The organism is Algibacter sp. L3A6 (assembly GCF_009796825.1).
Classification (GTDB): Bacteria; Bacteroidota; Bacteroidia; order Flavobacteriales; family Flavobacteriaceae; genus Algibacter.
The window spans coordinates 967,501-987,455 of record NZ_CP047030.1; the positions used below are offsets into that span (position 1 = coordinate 967,501).

The 19,955-nt window shown below is 32.5% G+C and carries 23 protein-coding genes (1 of these 23 running past the window's edge); 16 read left to right on the plus strand and 7 right to left on the minus strand.

The genetic code is table 11. From position 1 onward, the window contains the following. Positions 1 to 1,082: the 3' portion of a mannosyltransferase gene (locus tag GQR98_RS04040; protein ID WP_159018393.1), read on the plus strand. The gene continues 325 nt to the left of window position 1, outside the view; only the last 1,082 of its 1,407 coding nucleotides appear in the window; its start codon lies beyond the left edge, outside the window; the stop codon is at positions 1,080 to 1,082. A 119-nt stretch (positions 1,083 to 1,201) separates the two neighbouring features. Here GQR98_RS04040 and hemL read toward each other — a convergent pair whose 3' ends face one another. The 4 genes from hemL to GQR98_RS04060 are packed head-to-tail and all read right to left on the minus strand — an operon-like array spanning position 1,202 to position 4,496. Then, positions 1,202 to 2,488, minus strand: a complete 1,287-nt coding sequence (hemL, locus tag GQR98_RS04045; RefSeq protein ID WP_159018394.1) for a glutamate-1-semialdehyde 2,1-aminomutase — start codon at positions 2,486 to 2,488, stop codon at positions 1,202 to 1,204. Positions 2,489 to 2,493: 5 nt separating this feature from the next. After that, positions 2,494 to 3,333, minus strand: a complete 840-nt coding sequence (locus GQR98_RS04050) for a glucosaminidase domain-containing protein (RefSeq protein ID WP_159018395.1) — start codon at positions 3,331 to 3,333, stop codon at positions 2,494 to 2,496. A 7-nt stretch (positions 3,334 to 3,340) separates the two neighbouring features. Next, positions 3,341 to 4,252, minus strand: coding sequence for a 1-aminocyclopropane-1-carboxylate deaminase/D-cysteine desulfhydrase (locus GQR98_RS04055; protein WP_159018396.1), 912 nt, complete (start codon positions 4,250 to 4,252; stop codon positions 3,341 to 3,343). Positions 4,253 to 4,256: 4 nt separating this feature from the next. Beyond that, positions 4,257 to 4,496 carry a hypothetical protein gene (locus GQR98_RS04060; RefSeq protein ID WP_317164211.1) on the minus strand — a complete coding sequence of 80 codons (240 nt, stop codon included), beginning with the start codon at positions 4,494 to 4,496 and terminating at the stop codon, positions 4,257 to 4,259. 166 nt (positions 4,497 to 4,662) lie between these two features. Between GQR98_RS04060 and GQR98_RS04065 the strand changes: the two genes are divergently transcribed. The 3 genes from GQR98_RS04065 to GQR98_RS04075 all read left to right on the plus strand — a co-directional run bounded on the left by GQR98_RS04065 (position 4,663) and on the right by GQR98_RS04075 (position 8,132). Beyond that, positions 4,663 to 4,827: a DUF5522 domain-containing protein gene (locus GQR98_RS04065; RefSeq protein WP_159018398.1), complete on the plus strand. Its 165-nt coding sequence runs from the start codon at positions 4,663 to 4,665 to the stop codon at positions 4,825 to 4,827. Between the two features lie 135 nt (positions 4,828 to 4,962). After that, complete coding sequence (locus GQR98_RS04070; RefSeq protein ID WP_159018399.1) at positions 4,963 to 5,520, plus strand: DUF4136 domain-containing protein; 558 nt, start codon at positions 4,963 to 4,965, stop codon at positions 5,518 to 5,520. 851 nt (positions 5,521 to 6,371) lie between these two features. Continuing rightward, positions 6,372 to 8,132 (plus strand): aromatic amino acid hydroxylase, encoded by a 1,761-nt coding sequence (locus GQR98_RS04075; RefSeq protein WP_159018400.1) that lies wholly within the window; start codon positions 6,372 to 6,374, stop codon positions 8,130 to 8,132. A 2-nt stretch (positions 8,133 to 8,134) separates the two neighbouring features. On the opposite strand, the gene GQR98_RS04080 is transcribed toward GQR98_RS04075, so the two are convergent. Next, positions 8,135 to 8,884, minus strand: a complete 750-nt coding sequence (locus GQR98_RS04080) for an enoyl-CoA hydratase/isomerase family protein (protein WP_159018401.1) — start codon at positions 8,882 to 8,884, stop codon at positions 8,135 to 8,137. Between the two features lie 101 nt (positions 8,885 to 8,985). Between GQR98_RS04080 and GQR98_RS04085 the strand changes: the two genes are divergently transcribed. Continuing rightward, on the plus strand, positions 8,986 to 9,291 hold the full coding sequence (locus GQR98_RS04085) for a rhodanese-like domain-containing protein (protein WP_159018402.1): 306 nt from the start codon (positions 8,986 to 8,988) through the stop codon (positions 9,289 to 9,291). Here the strand turns inward: GQR98_RS04085 and GQR98_RS04090 are convergent. Continuing rightward, positions 9,286 to 9,900 (minus strand): DUF4230 domain-containing protein, encoded by a 615-nt coding sequence (locus tag GQR98_RS04090; protein ID WP_159018403.1) that lies wholly within the window; start codon positions 9,898 to 9,900, stop codon positions 9,286 to 9,288. The two genes, GQR98_RS04085 and GQR98_RS04090, sit on opposite strands and share 6 nt — an antisense overlap. 421 nt (positions 9,901 to 10,321) lie before the next feature. Continuing rightward, positions 10,322 to 11,266, minus strand: coding sequence for a GSCFA domain-containing protein (locus tag GQR98_RS04095; RefSeq protein ID WP_159018404.1), 945 nt, complete (start codon positions 11,264 to 11,266; stop codon positions 10,322 to 10,324). Positions 11,267 to 11,370: 104 nt separating this feature from the next. On the opposite strand from GQR98_RS04095, the gene GQR98_RS04100 reads away from it, so the two are divergent. Genes GQR98_RS04100 through GQR98_RS04150 form a run of 11 tightly spaced genes read left to right on the plus strand, consistent with a single transcriptional unit; the run spans position 11,371 to position 19,946 of the window. Continuing rightward, positions 11,371 to 12,264, plus strand: coding sequence for a MerR family transcriptional regulator (locus tag GQR98_RS04100; protein WP_042496753.1), 894 nt, complete (start codon positions 11,371 to 11,373; stop codon positions 12,262 to 12,264). Positions 12,265 to 12,310: 46 nt separating this feature from the next. Further along, on the plus strand, positions 12,311 to 13,777 hold the full coding sequence (locus tag GQR98_RS04105; RefSeq protein WP_159018405.1) for a phytoene desaturase family protein: 1,467 nt from the start codon (positions 12,311 to 12,313) through the stop codon (positions 13,775 to 13,777). Positions 13,778 to 13,791: 14 nt separating this feature from the next. After that, positions 13,792 to 14,634 carry a phytoene/squalene synthase family protein gene (locus GQR98_RS04110; RefSeq protein ID WP_159018406.1) on the plus strand — a complete coding sequence of 281 codons (843 nt, stop codon included), beginning with the start codon at positions 13,792 to 13,794 and terminating at the stop codon, positions 14,632 to 14,634. After that, positions 14,634 to 15,062: a hypothetical protein gene (locus GQR98_RS04115; RefSeq protein WP_159018407.1), complete on the plus strand. Its 429-nt coding sequence runs from the start codon at positions 14,634 to 14,636 to the stop codon at positions 15,060 to 15,062. Before GQR98_RS04110 ends, GQR98_RS04115 begins: the two co-directional genes overlap by 1 nt. Next, on the plus strand, positions 15,059 to 15,514 hold the full coding sequence (locus GQR98_RS04120) for a sterol desaturase family protein (RefSeq protein WP_199270265.1): 456 nt from the start codon (positions 15,059 to 15,061) through the stop codon (positions 15,512 to 15,514). The genes GQR98_RS04115 and GQR98_RS04120 overlap by 4 nt, the downstream gene beginning before the upstream one ends. Further along, positions 15,514 to 16,209, plus strand: coding sequence for a lycopene cyclase domain-containing protein (locus GQR98_RS04125; protein ID WP_159018408.1), 696 nt, complete (start codon positions 15,514 to 15,516; stop codon positions 16,207 to 16,209). Before GQR98_RS04120 ends, GQR98_RS04125 begins: the two co-directional genes overlap by 1 nt. Then, on the plus strand, positions 16,199 to 16,672 hold the full coding sequence (locus GQR98_RS04130; RefSeq protein ID WP_159018409.1) for a TspO/MBR family protein: 474 nt from the start codon (positions 16,199 to 16,201) through the stop codon (positions 16,670 to 16,672). The genes GQR98_RS04125 and GQR98_RS04130 overlap by 11 nt, the downstream gene beginning before the upstream one ends. Positions 16,673 to 16,683: 11 nt before the next feature. Continuing rightward, positions 16,684 to 17,343, plus strand: coding sequence for a TetR family transcriptional regulator C-terminal domain-containing protein (locus tag GQR98_RS04135; protein WP_159018410.1), 660 nt, complete (start codon positions 16,684 to 16,686; stop codon positions 17,341 to 17,343). Next, positions 17,340 to 18,650 carry an ABC1 kinase family protein gene (locus GQR98_RS04140; protein WP_159018411.1) on the plus strand — a complete coding sequence of 437 codons (1,311 nt, stop codon included), beginning with the start codon at positions 17,340 to 17,342 and terminating at the stop codon, positions 18,648 to 18,650. The genes GQR98_RS04135 and GQR98_RS04140 overlap by 4 nt, the downstream gene beginning before the upstream one ends. Then, positions 18,651 to 19,262: a flavin reductase family protein gene (locus GQR98_RS04145; protein ID WP_159018412.1), complete on the plus strand. Its 612-nt coding sequence runs from the start codon at positions 18,651 to 18,653 to the stop codon at positions 19,260 to 19,262. Positions 19,263 to 19,268: 6 nt separating this feature from the next. Then, positions 19,269 to 19,946 carry an SDR family NAD(P)-dependent oxidoreductase gene (locus tag GQR98_RS04150; RefSeq protein WP_159018413.1) on the plus strand — a complete coding sequence of 226 codons (678 nt, stop codon included), beginning with the start codon at positions 19,269 to 19,271 and terminating at the stop codon, positions 19,944 to 19,946. Positions 19,947 to 19,955: the final 9 nt, after the last annotated feature.

Genomic DNA, 19,955 nt, shown 5'->3' on the forward strand with positions numbered 1-19,955 from the left:
AATCGTTTATAAACTCAGGACAATTACCTGTGGCGCAAGCCGAGGCTTTGTATGCGGGAATGGGAGTACTTAATGGTAGCCATTTTACAAATTACCCACCGATTAATCAACTTTGTTTTTTTATTGCTTCCCTTTTTTCAGGAAAAAGCATTCTCGGTTCAGTGGTTGTTTTTAAGCTCCTTATTATAGCAGCAGATTTCGGAACGTTTTTTTATGGTAGCAAATTACTAAAACGACTCAATATTCCTGTTTATAATATTTTCTGGTATATTTTAAATCCGTTTATAATAATTGAACTTACCGGGAATTTACACTTTGAGGGTGTGATGATTTTCTTTTTAATATGGAGTTTGTATTTACTGCATTGCGGAAGATGGCAATTTGCAGCTGTAGTTTTAGCTTTATCGATTAGTGTTAAGTTAATTCCTTTAATATTTCTACCACTGTTTTTTAAATGGTTTTTATTGAACACTGATGATGGTGCTACGAAAAAACCAAATTGGTTGAACGGCTTTTGGAAGTTAACTGGCTTTTACAGTCTTGTTTTAATTACTACACTCTTATTATTCTCGCCCTTTCTATCTGAAGCGTTTTTTAGAAACTATGCCAAAACGGTTGGCTTGTGGTTTCAGAACTTTGAATTTAACGCTAGTCTATATTATATAGCTCGTGAAATTGGATATACATTTAGAGGTTATAATGAAATTGGTATTATAGGAAAGGTAACTCCGGTTTTGGTTATTCTATTTATTTTAATTGTTACTTTCTTTAGGAAGAACAAAACTATGGTTGAGTTGATTTCGGCCATGTTGCTCGTTTTATCTTTTTATTACTTTACAGCAACTACTATACACCCTTGGTATGTTGCAACGCTTTTAATTTTGAGTGTTTTTACTAAATATAAGTTTCCGTTAGTGTGGAGTTTTGTAATTATACTAAGCTACTTGGCTTATGTTAATATTGACAAAGCTGATAAATCGGAAAATTTATGGGTAATTGCTATAGAATATATTGTTGTGTACGCTGTCTTTATTTGGGAAGTATTCCTGAAGAAGGATATTATAAAACTCAAAGCAACTTAAGAAGCTGTCTTTATAGTATGTTTTAATTCTGGTTTTTATATAAAAAAATATCGATCACCATTTTCATGATGACCGATATAGTATGTTGAACAAGCTAAATACTTGTTTTAATTTATTCCTTATAATGTTTTAGCAACAGTATTTATTGCTGCAATAGTAAAATCTAAATCATCGTAACTCAAAGCATCTGTAATAAACCAAGTTTCGAAAGCACTTGGTGCAATGTAAACACCTTCATTTAGTAAACCGTGAAAAAACGCTTTGAAAGTATCGTTGTTTCCTTTTGCTGCTGAATTAAAATCGACAACCTCAGCTTCATCAAAATGAATAGAAATCATAGACCCTACTCTATTAACGGTGTGTGTGATATTATTTTCAGTTAAAACCTTAGCGATACCCGTATGCAAGTAAGCTGTTTTCTCTGCTAAACTTGTGAAAATTTCAGGCTTATTATTCAACTCAGTTAACATTGCCAGACCTGCAGCCATAGCTAAAGGGTTTCCGCTTAATGTTCCTGCTTGATAAACGGGACCTATTGGAGCCAAATAATTCATAATTTCGTTACGTGCTGCAAAAGCACCTACAGGTAAACCGCCCCCTATTACTTTCCCGAAGCATACTATATCGGCATTAATATCATATAATTCTTGAGCACCACCTTTTGCTAAACGGAAGCCCGTCATGACCTCATCGAAAATTAAAAGAATATTATTTGCTGTACAAACCGCTCTTAAAGCTTCCAAAAAACCTTCTGTTGGAGGTATACACCCCATATTACCAGCTACAGGTTCTATAATAACACAAGCAATTTCATTTTTATTCGCTTCTACTAATGCTTCAACATTTTCGATATCATTATAAGTAGCCAACAAGGTGTCTTTTGCCGTACCTTTTGTAACACCCGGACTATTAGGCGTACCAAAGGTACTTGCTCCACTTCCGGCTTGAATTAAAAATGAATCGGAATGTCCATGATAACATCCTGCAAATTTTATAATTTTATCTTTTCCTGTAAAGCCACGTGCTAAACGCACCGCACTCATACAAGCTTCGGTACCAGAATTTACAAACCTAATTTTATCAATATTTGGCACCATAGAAACCGCTAATTCTGCAATTTGTGTTTCTATTTCGGTAGGCATCCCGAAAGATGTGCCTTTTTTAGCCTTTTCGATTACCGCATTTACAACAGGTTCGTGGGCATGCCCTAAAATCATAGGGCCCCAAGAATTAATGTAATCGATTAATCGGTTACCATCTTCATCATATAAATAAGCTCCTTTTGCTTCTTTTACAAAAATTGGCGTTCCACCAACACCATTAAACGCTCTAACCGGAGAGTTTACACCTCCAGGAATTACTTTTTCTGCCTCAGCAAACAAGGCGCTACTTCGTTTATAAATCATATAAATTATTTTGGACTCACTGTTAAAACTTGTCCTATTTTTATGTTATTATCTTCTAAATCATTTAGTGTTTTTAACTCTTCAACACTAATATTATGCATTTTGGATATATAATATAAGGTATCTCCTTTTACAACAACATGCGTTATTTGCTTTGGAACCTCGCGAACACTAACCACATTGGTTTTTGAGTTCACTTCAATTTTATTTCTTTCTTTTAAATTTGAAGAGGCTTTTCTATTATCGTATTTATCTAAATTATAACGCTCTATTAAACTAATTAATTTAGCAGGATATTTAGGATCGGTTGCATAACCAGCAGATTTTAAGCCTTTAGCCCAACCTTTGTAATCGCTTTTTTTCAATTTGAATAAACTAGCATAACGACTGCGCTCTGATAAAAACAATGAGTGATCACGGAAAGAATTGCTAGCATCATCATATTTTCTAAAACATTCTTGTGCGGCATCATCATCATGATAAATTCTATCTCCATCCCAAGTATGGCATTTTATACCAAAATGATTATTGGCTTCTTTAGCAAGACGTCCATTTCCTGAAGCCGACTCTAATATACCTTGTGCTAAAGTAATACTTGCTGGTATGTTATAACGTTCCATTTCATCAACAGCAACTCGTGCATAAGTTGCTATATATTCGTCTGTAGCATTTGCATATGTTGTAGTAGAAACTTTATTACCAGATGTTGTTCTAACCGTTTCCTTTTCTTTGTTCTTTACAACACGCTCGGTTTTAGTCTTCTTCTTTTTAGTAACTACTGTTTTTTTAGATTTACAACTAAAACATACAGCTACAACACATAGCAACATTAAAAACTTCTTCATTCTTTTTCTATTCAATTAATGGTAATTTTTTCTTTTTCAAATTAACGTTCATTCCTGTGATACCTTGTAAACCTCCAGTATGAATCGCTAATATTTTTGACCCTTTCGGGAATTTTCCTTTTTCAATTAAATCGAAAATACCATATAGCATTTTACCTGTATAAACAGGATCTAGTGCGATGTTATTTTCTAACTTAAACCGATTAATAAAACTAACTAATTCTGAATTTATTTTAGCGTAACCGCCAAAATGATACTCTAGAATTAATTCCCAATTTGTTTTGGTTGCAAATTTACTAATATCTTCTTGTAAAAAGTCGCCTTTTAAAGCCGGAAAACCCAAAATTTGTTGATTTGCTTTTGAAGCATTGATAAGTCCTGAGATTGTTCCTCCTGTTCCTGCAGCACAACAGATATAATCAAAATTAGCGTCTTCAGCTGTTAAAATTTCTTCACAACCTTTTACAGCTAATATATTTGTACCACCTTCAGGAATACTATAGAAGTCTTTAAATTCTTCTTTTAAGCTATTTATAAAATCTGTAGACGTTTTATTTCTGTAAGCTTCACGCGATACAAACTTAAACTGCATACCACATGCCTTAGCATAGCTTAAAGTTGCATTACTATCAATTTTATCAATTAGCTCCTCACCACGAATAACACCAATGGTTTTAAGTCCGTAAATTTTACCTGCCGAAGCTACAGCTGCAATATGATTAGAATAAGCACCACCAAAAGTAAGCAGCGTTTTACAACCTAAACTCTGAGCTTCAAGAATATTATATTTAAGCTTTCGGTATTTATTTCCTGAAACAAAATCGTGAATAGCATCTTCTCGCTTTAAATAAAGCTCTACAGTACTATTATCAGGCAACTTCACCCTTTGATTTACGCTATTTTCCAGTTGAAAAATCATGGTCTCAAAGATACTTTAAAAATCTCCAAAACCGGCGTTCATTCAAATAATGTAAATCCCCTTCGTTTAGATAAGCTTCTTTTTCAAAGGAAATATTTTTATAAGCCGTATGCCAATTTCTATATTGAATAAAACGAAGCACAAACTCTAAAACATACCATATATAGAAAGGAAGAATAAGCAGCTCTAGTTGTTGCTTTAAATGAATTTTTTCGTGATTAAGTAACACAGTATCATGCTTCATTTTTTTAGTTTTCAAAAACACGAATGGATATAAGGTAATACCAGAATACCCTTTTGGAACTAAATATTTAGAAATGAAAACCATATTATAGAGGAAACAAAAACCAATCCAAGATATAAAAGTTTTCAGAAATAAATAATTTGATTTTACGTTATCTTTGTAATCTATGAAAAAAATTATCCCAATTGAAGATGGCGATTTTTACTGGACACCGGAAGGTTACCGTTGTTTTACAGCGCAATACTTACTAAAACGAGAATATTGTTGCGAAAGCGGATGCCGCCATTGCCCTTATGGATTTAACGAGAAAACCAAGAATAGTAAACGTTAAAATAATTACAGCCGATTAAAAAACAATATATTGGTATGATTATTGATACTTTTAAAAAACACAAAACCAACTTAAAATCAATGAAATAACTAAAAGTTGTACATTGAAAATAAAAACCAAAAAAAACGCTTCCTTATGAAAACATTTTTAAAAACATTACCGCTTTTAGCCTTGTTGATCGTGGTTACTTCGTGTAGTTCGGTTAAAGTTGCTGCCGATTATGACAAAGACGCTAACTTTAATAACTATAAAACATTTGCCTTTTTTAAAACAGGTATTGATAAAGCTGAAATTAGCGATTTAGATAAACGACGTATTTTACGAGCTATTGAAGCCGAACTTATTGCAAAAGGCTTTACAAAATCTGAAGATCCAGACTTATTAATAAGTTTATTTACAAAAGCAAACCAACGTGTTGACGTTTACAATAACTCTTGGGGTAGAGGCGCCTGGGGTTGGGGCGGTTACGGTGGCTTTGGTCCTGGATGGGGCTGGGGTTTTAATCAACCAAGCGTATCAACATCTACACAAGGTGTTTTATTTATTGATTTAATCGATGCCAAGAAAAAAGAATTAGTTTGGCAAGGTATGGGTAGCGGTTATTTAACCCAAAAGATGGAAAAGAAAGATGAGCGCATTAAAGAATTTGTTTCGGAAATTATGATGAAATATCCTCCGGAAGCGAATAAATAATTATAAAAAAAGGCGATTCTAATTTTAGAATCGCCTTTTTTTATATCTCACTTTTCAATTCCTATTGCAAACTAAGTTTTAAAGCATCATAAGATTGAGAATCAATACCTACTAATCCGTATTTGACATCGCCTTGCTTTATTGTTGATCCTTTTAAATCAAATTTTGCTAATTCAGTTTTAAACTTTTTATTAGCCGAACTTTAAGGTGTCCTAAAAAGGGGAAGCCTACAAAACCAGGTCCTAAAATTAATCCTACCGGTGTTGAACTCGTTGTTTCTTACAACCCATACTCGTTTGTTTTAGTTGTGTAAAAATTAACCGGAGTTAATAATAAATAAAACAAATGTGTTGCCGGGCTTTGTTTTAAAGTTTTGAAAGTTTTCTCTTTATCTAAAACATAAATTTCATTTCCATTTGCATAAACCAAGTTTAAATCTCTACCGAAAACTAAATCTTTATTAGAATTATTAGAAATTTTCACAGCTACCAATCGTATACCTTTTTTTATCTTCTTTCTTAGAGTATTTTTTATCTAGTAAATCGTATTTATATTCTAATGTTACTTCTTCCGTTTCAGCTTTAGATACGTAGTTTAAGTTATTTGGCTCAATTACTCTATAACGTGACTCACAATTAAAAAAAGATAAATACACAAAGTAGTTTAATAAATTTCATATAGATTGATTTTTAAATTTGAGCGAAAATAAAACTATGATTAGTTTAACACCAATATGCATAGTAGAAATGAAAGAAGACCATTATTACACTCTGCACAATCAAAATAAATGAAACAAAACACTACATCAATGAATAATTCGTATTTTTACTTAAGTAAAACCGTTTATATTTATGGATACATCAATAGAACCAAACGCTATTTTAAATCGTTTACCGAAACATTTAAAGCAATTTATAAAGCCACAAAACTATACCGATTACTCAGCAATAGACCAGGCAGTTTGGCGCTATGTGATGCGTAAAAATGTTAGCTTCTTAAAAACGGTAGCACACAAATCGTATTTAGACGGGCTAAAACTTACAGGAATTTCTATTGATAGTATACCCAACATGTATGGCATGAATCGTATTTTAAAAGATATCGGTTGGGCAGCCGTAGCCGTAGATGGGTTTATTCCGCCAAATGCTTTTATGGAATTTCAAGCTTATAATGTTTTGGTTATCGCCAGCGACATTAGGCAATTGGAACATATTGAATATACCCCAGCTCCCGACATTATTCACGAAGGCGCAGGCCACGCCCCTATTATTGCAAACCCAGAATATGCCGAATACTTACGGCGTTTTGGAGAAATTGGTTGTAAGGCTATTTCTTCAGCTAAAGATTATGAACTCTACGAAGCCGTTAGACACTTATCTATTATAAAAGAAGCGTCAAATGCTAACGAAGACGCTATTGCTTCCGCGGAAAAAAAAGTAGAATACCTACAGCAAAATATGGGTACACCAAGCGAAATGTCTTTAATACGAAATTTACATTGGTGGACGGTAGAGTATGGATTAATTGGTAGCATTGAAAACCCCAAGATTTATGGAGCCGGCTTACTATCTTCTATTGGAGAAAGCGCATGGTGCATTACTGATAAAGTAAAAAAATTACCGTACACAATCAACGCAACTTATCAAGATTTTGATATTACAAAACCACAGCCTCAACTTTTTGTAACGCCTAATTTTGCGCATTTAAGTTTAATTTTAGAAGAATTTGCAAATACTATGTCTGTTCGGAAAGGCGGTCTTTCGGGTGTAAAAAAGCTTATTAAATCTGAAGCTTTAGGATCTATAGAACTGAGTACAGGACTTCAAATTTCAGGCGTTTTCTCTGATGTAAAAGATAGCGACGGACAAGTAATTTACATACAAACCAAAGGCAAAACAGCTTTAGCTTACCGAGAACAAGAATTGGTTGGTCACGGCACCGAAAATCATACTAACGGTTTTGGTTCACCTATCGGAAAATTAAAAGGTATAAACATTGCCATTGAAGATATGAGTCCGCGTGATTTAAGCGCCTACAATATATATGAAGAAAAAGTAACCACACTAGAATTTGAAGGTGGCGTAACCGTTTCTGGAGAAATTATTACCGGCAAGCGCAATCTTCAAGGTAAAATAATTCTTATCAGTTTTAACAATTGTACTGTAACGCACTTAGATACTATATTATTTAAACCAGAATTTGGCATTTATCATATGGCCGTAGGCAAAACGGTTGTGTCTGCTTTTTCTGGTCCTGCTGATTTAAATAGTTTTGATTTAATAACACACAAAACTTCATCTAAAACTATTCATATTAAAAAATCTAAAAAACGATTGGAACTCGAAAATCTCTATCAACAAATTAGAGACTATCGTGAAGGAAAAAACAAAACCATTTCGAGAACAAAAGTACTAGAAGAACTTATGGAAAACCACCCGACAGATTGGCTTCTAGCTATAGAAATTTTCGAATTGGCTTCTATTGAAAATGAAACCAAGCTTTGCAACAGTATTGTTAAACACTTAGAAACCGTAAAGCAGAACAAACCAAATGTAGGTCAATTAATTGACGACGGATTAGAAATTGTTAGAACAACTAAACAGCTCGCTTAAACTTAACGAAAGCGTTTTAATGTATTTTTCGTAAACTCACTAAGCACTAACTTCCCGCTAATTTTAGCGCGTTCGCTTAGTAAATCGTCCCAGTGATCGGTACCGCCCCACATCACTTTTTTCATTTCCTTTACTGCTTCTTGGTTATAACTTGCCAACTTAGCTACCAAAACTTTAACAGCATTATCGAGTTCTTCTACGGTTTCAAATACTTCAGAAAACAAGCCTTTTTCTTTTGCAAATTCCGAAGAAAAAAACGTTTCCGCATCTATAGTCATTTGCGACATGGCATTCTTGCCAATTTTTCTAGAAACAGCAGGCTCAATCACAAATGGACCAATACCAATACTTAATTCACTTAATTTAATAGAAGCATATTGGGTTGCTAAACAATAATCGGTTGCTGCTGCCAAACCAACACCTCCACCAACACTTTTACCTTGTACTCTGCCAATAATAAGCTTTGGACATTTTCGCATGGCGTTAATTACTTTTGCAAAACCAGAGAAAAACAAAAAACCTGTTTCTTCATCTTCAATCGCTATTATTTCATTAAAACTTGCTCCTGCACAAAATGTTCTATCGCCTCCACTTTTTAAAACAATTACATTTACATCATCATTTTCACCAGCACCTTTAATAGTTTGCGCCAGTAAATCTAAAATATCACTTGGCATAGAATTTCTATTGGGATGATAAAACTCAATATATCCAACTTTATTCTCTATATTTAACGTAACGTATGGCTCCATTTATTTAATAATTAAAGTTTGAATATACATAAAATTATTAAGTAACAGGTGTTACATTGTTTTAATAAAACATGAAGATCTTTGTGTAAATTTATAAAAATATGGGACTATTAAATTTTCTTTTTGGAAATACAAATAATGCAGTAACTGAGTTTAAAGAAAGAGGCGCAATAATTATTGATGTACGCACTCCTGGCGAATACCAACAAGGTGCTATTGCAGGATCTAAAAACATGCCTTTACAAACTTTAAACACAAAAATAGATTACATAAAAAAGTTAAACAAACCAGTTATTACGTGCTGTGCTAGCGGTATGCGTTCGGCAAACGCCGCAAGTATTTTAAATAGAAATAATATAGAAGCAACCAACGGAGGTGGCTGGAAAAGCTTACAAGGGAAACTATAATTTTATATTAAGTAGTTCTTCTGTTTTTGAAATTGGAGTGCTATTATATTGAAGTGTCCACCCCAAAGAATTGGTTAAAATATAGAATTTGGAGAGTTCGCTGATTAAACGGTTTTGCGCATTACTCTTTAAATCTGATTTTTCTATTTTTTTGTCTAAAGATTTTTTTACAATAGCTTTAATATCATTATAATCTTTAGCTTCGAAGGGGTTTAAAAAATCGGCTTGTATATCGTAGTATTCAAAATCTGGACTAATTTTGATTTCTTCTTTTGGAATACTAATAATAGTTAATGTTTTAGTAGCCTCATCGACCTGAAATTCAATTTTACTTAAATCGTAGGCAATTGTAACATCGGCATTAACAACTACGAGTGCCTTTTTTTCTGAAGTTAAGTAGGCTCCGAAAATGTCTTTAGAGTTTTTGTAATTAAAAACCTCACTAAAATGCCCTTCGGTTACTATTAGTTTCCCAACATTTTTTATTTGCTCTTGTATAAGTGCCGAGCTCTCTTTAAGAACTATTTTATCTTCTTGTTTTTCACCACAATATTTAAAGGTGAATAACACAACTAAAGTAATAACAACACCAAATAGAATTTTTCGCATATGGCTAAAATAAAAAAACATCAGTTTACTTCGACATATGAAGCCTAACTAATGTAATTTATGTTAGCAATTGCTAACGGTACAAATGTAGACAACTACCGTTTCACTGGTGTTACATTAAGGTTAACAGTATTTTAAATTAATAAAAACATAATTCACTATTCTGAAAAGCATAGAAATAAAAAACACCATCTGCAAAAATTATAAAAAATCTGCAAGAATGGTGTTTCTAAATGAACTGATTAATAGCAATCTAAAATTAACTGAATCATCTTTATTTGTGGTAATTTTTCGACAAGACGTTATTTAAATAAGTTTAAAAGCAAACCAGTTTCCCGACAAACAGTACCCTTTTAGGTTCTAAAAAAAATAATTACGGAAGGATGTTAGACCTAGACTACGTAAATAAGTGAATGATAAACTAAAAAACCATATGTGCAAACTGATTTTGAAGCTGCTCTTTTTTAATTTCTAGCTGTTTTAAAAATTTTAAATGAGCTTCGGAACTAGGATTAAAAGGTTTATGCTGCATCCCTTTTTGAACAACATCTACATTATTCATTATTTTTGAAGCATCTGGAGACAACCAAACCTTTTGAAACTGCTCCCAAATATAGTTGATTGCTGTTGTGTTCGGGTGAATCATATCTTCCGCATAAAAACGATAATCTCTAAGTTCATCCATCATAATTTCATAGGAAGGAAAATAATAAGATTTATTAGACACTACAGCATGAATAGCCGCTAACAAATGCGCTTTACTTTGCGAGTTCTCAATAAAACCATCTTTTAAATGCCTTACTGGCGATACCGTAAAAATTACTGTTGCGTTATAGTTTACCGATCTAATTTGCGTTAATATATTTCTAAGTGTATTCGAAATTTCGTCTACAGACAATAACACTTTTTTGAATTTTTTTTGAGGAACTTTATGACAATTAGCAACTACTTTATCGGTTTCAATAAAATTATAAACCCAAGCTGTACCAAGTGTAATAACGATGTGCGTGGCATTTTTTATATAATTTTCTGTAGCTGTTACCCGTGTATTAAGTTGGTTTATTAAATCAGTTTTAGATGAATGACTTAATTTTGAATGCGCATCGAAACAATGCCATTGTTCATTATGAAAAAATACATCACTTTCTTTGTATATTTTATGTTGAATAGCGCTTTCAATTAAATTATAAATTGCCTGCGGATGAAAAAGAATTCCAAATGGATTTTGACGACTCTTAAATTTGAAATACTCTAACTTTTCTCCGATATTTTCAGAAAAACAACTCCCAAACAAAAGCACTTCAGAATTATAATTTATTAAATCATTTTCATTCGAGACAAAAGGTATTTCGGTTTTCAATTTCATATAAATAATATAATTCTATGCTTCAAAAGTAAACATAAATGAACAAACCTATGTCGTTAGTTTATTTAAAAAGCTTACATTTGTTTAACAAAAACTAAAATACGTTGAACGAAATTAAAGACAACTTTACGATAAAAGACCTTGAAAATATTTCAGGAATTAAAGCGCATACTATTCGTATTTGGGAAAAACGATACAACTTATTAGCTCCAAAACGAACAGATACCAATATAAGATACTACACTACTGAGAGCTTAAAAAAGCTATTAAACATTGTATTACTAAAGGATAACAACTATAAAATTTCGAAAATTGCAGAAATGCCTTATGATGTTATTCAACACACTGCAAGAGAACTAGCCAACAAAAATGCCCTAAACCAGCATTCTACGCAAGCTTTTAAACTCGCTATGATACAATTTGATAGCGTATTATTCAACACCACGTATGCCAAACTACTTCAACAAAACACCTTTAGTGAAGTTATAAAAACAAATTTAATCCCTTTATTAAATTTTATTGGACTGCTTTGGCAAACTAACACCTTAATACCTGCACACGAACACTTTATATCCAATTTAATAACCCAAAAAATATTAATTGAAACCGAAAAACTAGGCTATTCTAACTTAAGCGACACTACAACTTATGTGCTGTTCTTACCAGAAAATGAAATACACGAAATTGGTTTACTTTATATTAATTACGAATTATTATTAAAAGGATACAAAACCATATATTTAGGACGAAGCTTACCAATGGACAACTTAAATTCTTTTTTTAATAGCGATTCTAAAATGTGTTTTATAACATCTATTACCGTAAGTCCAAGTGTAGATTTAGTAGAGGGATACTTTAAAGATTTAGACAAAAACTTAGCACCAACACAGCACAAACTACTTGCAGCAGGTTATAAATTGCAGGAACTTGATGAATCAGCATTTAAATCGGACATTAAATTCTTCCCGAATATACTTCCTCTTTTAAAAGAAGTTTAATTAATTTAATTTTTGTTTAACTTATTTTGTATATTTGTTAAACAAAATGGAAAAACAAATACATATTATCGGATCCGGGTTCTCTGCCTTATCGGCGGCGTGCTATCTTGCACAAGCAGGATACAACGTTGAAGTATTAGAAAAAAACGAATTAATTGGAGGCAGAGCACGCCAATTAAAAAAAGATGGTTTTACATTCGACATGGGACCAACTTGGTATTGGATGCCAGATGTATTCGAAAAATTCTTTGCCGATTTTGGCAAAAAGCCATCGGATTACTATGAATTGGAAAAGTTAGGCCCAGCTTACAAAGCTTACTTTGAAGATGGTGAAGCCCTTACAATCCCAGGAACTTTAAAAGAAATTTACGAACTTTTTGAGCGCGAAGAAGCAGGAAGTTCTAAACACTTAAAAGCGTTTTTAAAATCGGCTAAGTTTAATTACGATGTTTCTATAAACGATTTAGTGTACAAACCAGGCGTTTCTCCTTTAGAATTGGTGACTCCAACAACCATTAGTAAAATTACTCAGTTCTTCTCGAGCATAAGAACTCAGGTAAGAAAAGATATAAAAAGCCCTAAATTAATCGAAATCTTAGAATTTCCTGTATTATTTCTTGGTGCTAAGCCAAGTAATACGCCAGCTTTTTATAACTTTATGAATTATGCCGATTTTGGCTTAGGTACTTGGCACCCAAAGGGTGGCATGCATAAAGTAATTGAAGCCATGGAGTTACTAGCAAAAAGCTTAGGCGTATCATTCAAAACAAATGCTAACGTACAATCTATCGAGGTGGATGCATCTAAAAACATAAAAGGACTTACGGTTAATGGCGAATTTATTCCTTCGACATTAATTTTAAGCGGTGCAGACTACCACCATACGGAAACATTATTACCGCAATCTTACCGTCAATATTCGGAAAAATATTGGGACAAGAAAGTTTTTGCCCCATCGTCTTTATTATTTTATGTAGGGTTAGATAAAAAATTAAAGAATGTATGTCATCACACTTTGTTTTTTGATACAGATTTTGACACCCATGCTAAAACCATTTACGATAACCCGAGTTGGCCAAAAGAACCTCTATTCTATGCAAGTTTTCCGTCTATAACAGATGATACCTTTGCTCCAGAACACCAAGAAGCGGCAACATTTTTAATTCCGTTAGCTCCAGATTTAGAAGATACACCAGAATTAAGAGAAAAATATTTCAACATTATAATAAAAAGATTAGAAAAATTAACCGGCCAAAACGTTACAGATCATATTCTATTTAAAGAAAGTTTCTGTGTTAACGACTTTAAAAAAGATTACAACTCTTATAAAGGAAACGCTTATGGTTTGGCTAACATTTTGACACAAACCGCATTTTTAAGACCAAAAATAAAAAGTAAAAAAGTTAAGAACCTATATTTTACAGGGCAGCTAACAGTTCCTGGACCAGGAGTTCCTCCAGCATTAATTTCTGGAAAAATAGCTTCTGATTTAATTTTGAAAAACGATAACTAGAAACAACAACAACTATGAAACAACTGTTTGACGAGGTTTCTTACTCTTGTAGTAAGTTGGTAACCCAAAAGTATAGCACTTCGTTTTCGTTAGCTACAAAAATGCTTTCGCCAAATATACGATCGGCTATTTATAACATTTATGGTTTTGTCCGTTTTGCTGATGAAATAGTAGACTCTTTTCATGAATATGATAAAGAACTTCTATTAAATAAATTTGAAGAAGATTATTACGTATCTAAAGCGCAAGGCATTAGCCTTAACCCTATTTTGAATGCTTTTATCCATACTGTGAATCAATATAAAATTCCAGATCATTTAACTCAGGCATTTTTAAAAAGTATGCGTGCCGATTTACACAAAACGGAATATACTACCGACGAAGAATACAAAGCTTACATCTATGGTTCTGCCGATGTTGTTGGCCTTATGTGTTTAAAGGTTTTTGTAAACGGAAACGATGAACAATATGAAGACCTAAAAGAAGCCGCAAAACGCTTAGGCTCTGCTTTTCAGAAAGTAAATTTCTTAAGAGATTTAAAAGATGATATTAACGTTTTAAACCGTTCTTATTTTCCGAATATAAACCTAAAAGAGCTCGATGCCATTTCAAAAAACATCATTATTCAAGATATTGAATCTGATTTTGAATTTGCCTATAAAAAGGGTATATTAAACCTACCTGTTGAAGCCAAGTTTGGAGTGTATATGGCCTATAGATACTATAGAAAATTACTAAAGAAACTTAAAAATACACCATCAGAAAAAATTATAAACACACGGATTAGAGTTTCTAACCCAATGAAAATAAACTTACTAGCCCGAAGCTACGTTAAGTATAAGCTAAATTTAATGTAATGTACTACTTCTGTGTTTTACTCTTTTTATTTCAAAACTCTACACCAGAACATATTGTTGAGTATCATGATATTAAAAGTAAAGCTCAAGAAATAGAATACATCGAAAAATATAAAAAAAGTGATAGTGCGGATATTCAGGCCTATGTTATTTCTTTAGAAATGAAACAAGCAGAATATAAAGTATTACCATGGCAAAAACTTAACACCTTTAGCAAAGGAAAAGCTAAGCTTGAGCAATTAATAACAAACGAACCAAAGAACGCCAATTTAAGATATGTGCGTTTGGTGATACAAGAGCAACTGCCCAAGATGTTAAATTATAATTCTGATATAGAAAATGACAAACATTTTTTATCAGAACTTTTAAAAATAAAAGACAACAGCGATTATTTGGATACATACATTCTAAATTACACAACCCTATGATCATTTTAACCTTTATACTCACAACACTAATCACTTTCATAATTATGGAAGGTGTTACTTGGTGCACACACAAATATATTATGCATGGGTTTGGTTGGTTTTTACACGAAGACCACCACCAACCGGGATACCCTCACGTTTTCGAAAAAAACGATGCGTTCTTCATCATTTTTGCAACGCCTAGTATAATGTTGTTCTTTTTCGGGATTCGCCCACAGCTTAATTTTTTATTTTTTATTGGGCTAGGTATTTTATTATATGGCTTAGCTTATTTTTTAATACACGATGTACTGATACACAGACGCTTCAGTTGGTTTAAAAACACTCAAAACTGGTACTTACGTGGTTTAAGAAAAGCACATAAAATACACCACAAACATTTAGACAAACCAGATGGTGAGTGCTTCGGGATGCTTTTTGTTCCTTTAAAATACTTTAAAAAAGTACAATAATGCCATACTTATATCTCATATTAACATTAGGGAGTTTAAGTATTCCCCTGCTGTATAGTGTTTTTGAAAAAAAATTTCACTTTATACAATACGCTAAAAGTGCCTTTTTAAGCATTTTACTAGTGGCAATACCTTTTATAATTTGGGATGTGCTTTTTACAAAATTCGGTATATGGGGGTTTAACGATTCTTACCATTTACCCATTGCTCTTTTAGGTATACCAATAGAAGAATGGTTGTTTTTCTTTTGCATTCCTTATGCCTGCTTGTTTACACACGAAGTTTTAGCATATTATTTACCAAATTTTAAACTCTCGAAAGCAGCAACCGTAATAAGTGGCGGATTAATGCTCATTTTGATATTCGTTTTATTGTTATTTCATTTCGGAAAATGGTACACGACTTTAAATTTCTTATTTTTTATAGCTCTATTAACCTATGGTTTAAAATTTCATTTAGAAGTATTACAACGTTATTTCCTAAGTTTTTTAATCATTTTACTACCCTTCCTTTTAGTAAATGGCATACTAACAGGAAGCTTTATAGATGAACCCGTTGTATGGTATAACGACAACGAAAACTTAGGTTTTAGAATTTTTACGATACCATTTGAAGATGTTTTTTACGCCTTCAACTTGTTATTTTCAATACAATTAATTTTTAATTCATTTAAACAAAAAGCACATGGAAAATAACAAACTAGTAAGATTTACCATTTTTTTGTGCATAAACATTTTAGCTCTTGGTGTTGGTGTTCTATTGATGGATAACGGACAAACATCTCCTTGGTACGCCTCACTAAACAAAGCACCTTGGACACCAGAAGGCTGGGTTTTTGGAGCTGCTTGGACCACCGTTATGACAACTTTTGCTGTTTACATGGCGGCACTAAGCCTTAATTTCCCGTTTGGCTTTAAACCTTTAATGAAACTCTACGCTTTGCAATGGTTTTTAAATGTATCATGGAACTACCTATTCTTTAATCAGCACCAAACGCAAATCGCTTTAATTTTTATTGTTTCACTATGGTTATTAATAGGTTATTTCACCTTCAACTATATAAAAACGGTAAAGTATTACACAATATTTATAGCTCCATATTTAATATGGATGACGATTGCAACAAGTCTAAACGCCTACATTGTATTTAACAATTAAAACAAAAACTCATGGCTAGAAAAAAAAATATTACAGCAGAAAAAATAATAGATTTATACATGTCTGCTTTATTGACAGACGAGAACATACCAAAAACAGTATATGCATTTGCACATGCCAACAATTTTGAAGAAAAAGATTTTTATAAATATTTTAGCAATTTTGATGTTTTAGAAAAACATATATTTTCACTTTTTTGCGAAAACACTTTGGCTCTATTAGCAGAAAATGAAGATTATGCACATTACGCACCAAAGGATAAGTTATTAAGCTTTTATTTCACTTTTTTCGAAATGCTAAATGCGAACAGATCTTATGTTTATTTAAAATTAGCACAAAATAAAAATAAGTTAGAAGCCTTAAAACTATTATCTAAACTTAGGTCAACTTTTCTTAAATATATAGAAAGTGAGATTTACACACATAGCGTAGATCTGAAAAACAAAACACTGAATTCTCTAAATAAAAAGGGCACCAACGAAACCGCTTGGGCACAATTATTATTCACCATACAGTTTTGGCTAGAAGACACATCTCCAAATTTTGAAAAAACAGATATTTTCATAGAAAAATCGGTACAAGTTAGTTTCGATTTAAAAGAAATAAAACCACTAGAAAGCGTTTTAGATTTTGCAAAGTTTCTTTGGAAAGAAAAAACAATGTCCACATGAAAACAATAGACAAAATACCAACATCAAAAATACAACGTGCCACTAAACTAGTGAGTACAGGCCTAAAAGTTGGCGTAAATTATGCCAAATATTATGGTGAGAAAATGGTGAAAACAGAGGCTGAAGCTAAAGATAATTTAAATGAAGCCAATGCTACCGACATATACGATGGTTTAAAAAACCTGAAAGGTTCCGCTCTAAAAGTAGCTCAAATGCTAAGCATGGAGAAAAATATTTTGCCCAATGCTTATGTAGAGAAATTTTCTTTGTCGCAATTTTCTGTTCCGCCTTTATCTGCACCGCTAGTTGCTAAAACATTTAAGAAATATTTCAAAAAAACACCATCGGAAGTTTTCGATACGTTTACAGCAGAATCTGTAAATGCAGCAAGTATCGGCCAAGTACATAAGGCAACAAAAGGAGACAAAAAACTTGCTGTTAAAATTCAATATCCAGGTGTTGCAGATAGTATTTCATCAGACTTGGCTCTTGTGAAACCTATTGCCTTACGCATGTTCAATATTAAAGGAGAAGGTACCGACGATTATTTTAAAGAAATCGAGAATAAACTAATAGAAGAAACAAACTATACGCTCGAACTTCAGCAAAGTATTGAAATATCTAAAGCTTGTAAACATATTCCGAATTTAAAATTCCCGAAATATTACGAAGAATTTTCATCTAATAAAATCTTAACAATGGATTGGATGGACGGACTTCATATTTCAGAATTCACAAAAAAGAATAATGATCCTGCGGTTTCAAACAAACTTGGTCAGGCTTTATGGGATTTTTATATGTTCCAAATGCATACCTTAAAAAAAGTACATGCAGATCCGCATCCTGGTAACTTTTTAGTATCGCCAGAAAATGAGTTAGTCGCTATCGATTTTGGTTGTATGAAAGAAGTGCCGCTAACTTTTTACACGCCTTATTTTGAATTAGCTGAAAAAGAAAACATTGAAGATCCAGCATTTTTTGAAGCGAAATTATATGAATTAGAAATTTTAAAACCAACCGATTCTCAAGAGGAAATTGTGTTTTTCAAAACCCTGTTTCACGAAATGTTATCGCTTTTCACAACACCTTTACAGCAAGAGGTTTTCGATTTTTCGAATCCTACTTTTTTCAATAAAATAGCGGAGTTAAGTACTAAATACGCACAAAGCACAGAACTTAAAAAAATGAATGGTAATCGTGGCTCGAAACATTTCATATATATTAATAGAACATTTTTCGGATTGTATAATTTAATGCACGATTTACAACCAAACCATATTATAATAAACAATTATAAAACCTTATAAATGTATTTTAGCCGTAACGATATAGACCAACTCGATCATATTTATAAAATAAATTTGATTAATAGTATTACGGGCTATAAACCTGCAAATTTAATAGCGACAAAATCTCAATCGGGAATAACCAATGTGGCCGTTTTCAGTTCTGTAGTACATTATGGTTCTGCACCACCTATTTTAGGTTTTGTACTGAGACCAACAACGGTAAGGCGCCATACTTTCGATAATATTATAGAAACAGGTTATTACACCGTTAATCATATTAACGAAGCTATAGTTGAAGATGCTCATCATACATCTGCCAAATACCCTAAAGATGTTTCAGAGTTTAGTAAAACAGGATTAGAAGAAGAATACAATAACGATTTTTATGCGCCTTTTGTAAAGCAATCGACAATAAAAATGGGTATGAAATTTTTACAAAAAATAGATATAGAAGCAAATGGTACTATTTTAATTTTAGGTGAAATAACAGATCTATACATTAATGATGATCTTGTAGAGCATGATGGTTTTGCAGACTTATTGAAAGCTAACACAGCTGTTATTAATGGCTTAGACACTTACGCCATACCAACTAAAACTAAAAGATTAACCTACCAAAGACCTAAATAAAAAATTATGAAAAAACTAGTTATTATTGGTGGCAGCAAAGGTATTGGCCAAGCCATTATAAACACCTTAAAAGATACATATAGCATTGTAAACATAAGCCGTACGGCAATAGAAACATCTTCTACAATTACGCAACATACTTTAGATGTTTTAGAAGAGGAGTTACCAGAAATAGATAGCATAGATGCTCTAGTGTATTGCCCAGGAAGCATAAACCTAAAAGCACTATCGAGATTAAACATCGACGATTTTAAAAACGATTTCAACATTAACGTTTTAGGAGCTATAAAAACTATAAAACATTACGAAAAGGCTTTAATTGAAGGCCACGGAAGTGTGGTTTTATTCAGTAGTGTAGCAACACAAATAGGCATGCCTTTTCACGCTAGTATTGCCACAAGTAAAGCGGCCTTAGAAGGATTAACAAAATCGTTGGCAGCAGAATATGCAACAAAAATACGTTTCAATATTATTGCACCAACTATTACAGACACACCGTTGGCTTCTCGATTATTACGAAATGAAAAACAAAGAGAAACCATGAGCGAACGCCACCCATTAAAATCTATTTTAGATCCTAATGAAGTTGCCGCGCTAACCAAATACTTGTTATCTAGCGATGCTAAATCGATTTCCGGACAAACATTCCCAATAGATGCGGGAATAACTAGTCTAAAACTCTAAGTTTTTATT

Coding starts and splice junctions, on each gene's coding strand:
- GQR98_RS04075 (WP_159018400.1), top strand. CDS start 6,372: ATGGATACATCAATAGAACCAAACGCTATTTTAAATCGTTTACCGAAA.
- GQR98_RS04145 (WP_159018412.1), top strand. CDS start 18,651: ATGTATTTTAGCCGTAACGATATAGACCAACTCGATCATATTTATAAA.
- GQR98_RS04135 (WP_159018410.1), top strand. CDS start 16,684: ATGGCTAGAAAAAAAAATATTACAGCAGAAAAAATAATAGATTTATAC.
- GQR98_RS04115 (WP_159018407.1), top strand. CDS start 14,634: ATGTACTACTTCTGTGTTTTACTCTTTTTATTTCAAAACTCTACACCA.
- GQR98_RS04055 (WP_159018396.1), bottom strand. CDS start 4,252: ATGATTTTTCAACTGGAAAATAGCGTAAATCAAAGGGTGAAGTTGCCT.
- GQR98_RS04110 (WP_159018406.1), top strand. CDS start 13,792: ATGAAACAACTGTTTGACGAGGTTTCTTACTCTTGTAGTAAGTTGGTA.
- GQR98_RS04105 (WP_159018405.1), top strand. CDS start 12,311: ATGGAAAAACAAATACATATTATCGGATCCGGGTTCTCTGCCTTATCG.
- hemL (WP_159018394.1), bottom strand. CDS start 2,488: ATGATTTATAAACGAAGTAGCGCCTTGTTTGCTGAGGCAGAAAAAGTA.
- GQR98_RS04090 (WP_159018403.1), bottom strand. CDS start 9,900: ATGCGAAAAATTCTATTTGGTGTTGTTATTACTTTAGTTGTGTTATTC.
- GQR98_RS04140 (WP_159018411.1), top strand. CDS start 17,340: ATGAAAACAATAGACAAAATACCAACATCAAAAATACAACGTGCCACT.
- GQR98_RS04125 (WP_159018408.1), top strand. CDS start 15,514: ATGCCATACTTATATCTCATATTAACATTAGGGAGTTTAAGTATTCCC.
- GQR98_RS04065 (WP_159018398.1), top strand. CDS start 4,663: ATGAAAAAAATTATCCCAATTGAAGATGGCGATTTTTACTGGACACCG.
- GQR98_RS04095 (WP_159018404.1), bottom strand. CDS start 11,266: ATGAAATTGAAAACCGAAATACCTTTTGTCTCGAATGAAAATGATTTA.
- GQR98_RS04120 (WP_199270265.1), top strand. CDS start 15,059: ATGATCATTTTAACCTTTATACTCACAACACTAATCACTTTCATAATT.
- GQR98_RS04060 (WP_317164211.1), bottom strand. CDS start 4,496: ATGAAGCATGATACTGTGTTACTTAATCACGAAAAAATTCATTTAAAG.
- GQR98_RS04150 (WP_159018413.1), top strand. CDS start 19,269: ATGAAAAAACTAGTTATTATTGGTGGCAGCAAAGGTATTGGCCAAGCC.
- GQR98_RS04085 (WP_159018402.1), top strand. CDS start 8,986: ATGGGACTATTAAATTTTCTTTTTGGAAATACAAATAATGCAGTAACT.
- GQR98_RS04130 (WP_159018409.1), top strand. CDS start 16,199: ATGGAAAATAACAAACTAGTAAGATTTACCATTTTTTTGTGCATAAAC.
- GQR98_RS04070 (WP_159018399.1), top strand. CDS start 4,963: ATGAAAACATTTTTAAAAACATTACCGCTTTTAGCCTTGTTGATCGTG.
- GQR98_RS04080 (WP_159018401.1), bottom strand. CDS start 8,884: ATGGAGCCATACGTTACGTTAAATATAGAGAATAAAGTTGGATATATT.
- GQR98_RS04050 (WP_159018395.1), bottom strand. CDS start 3,333: ATGAAGAAGTTTTTAATGTTGCTATGTGTTGTAGCTGTATGTTTTAGT.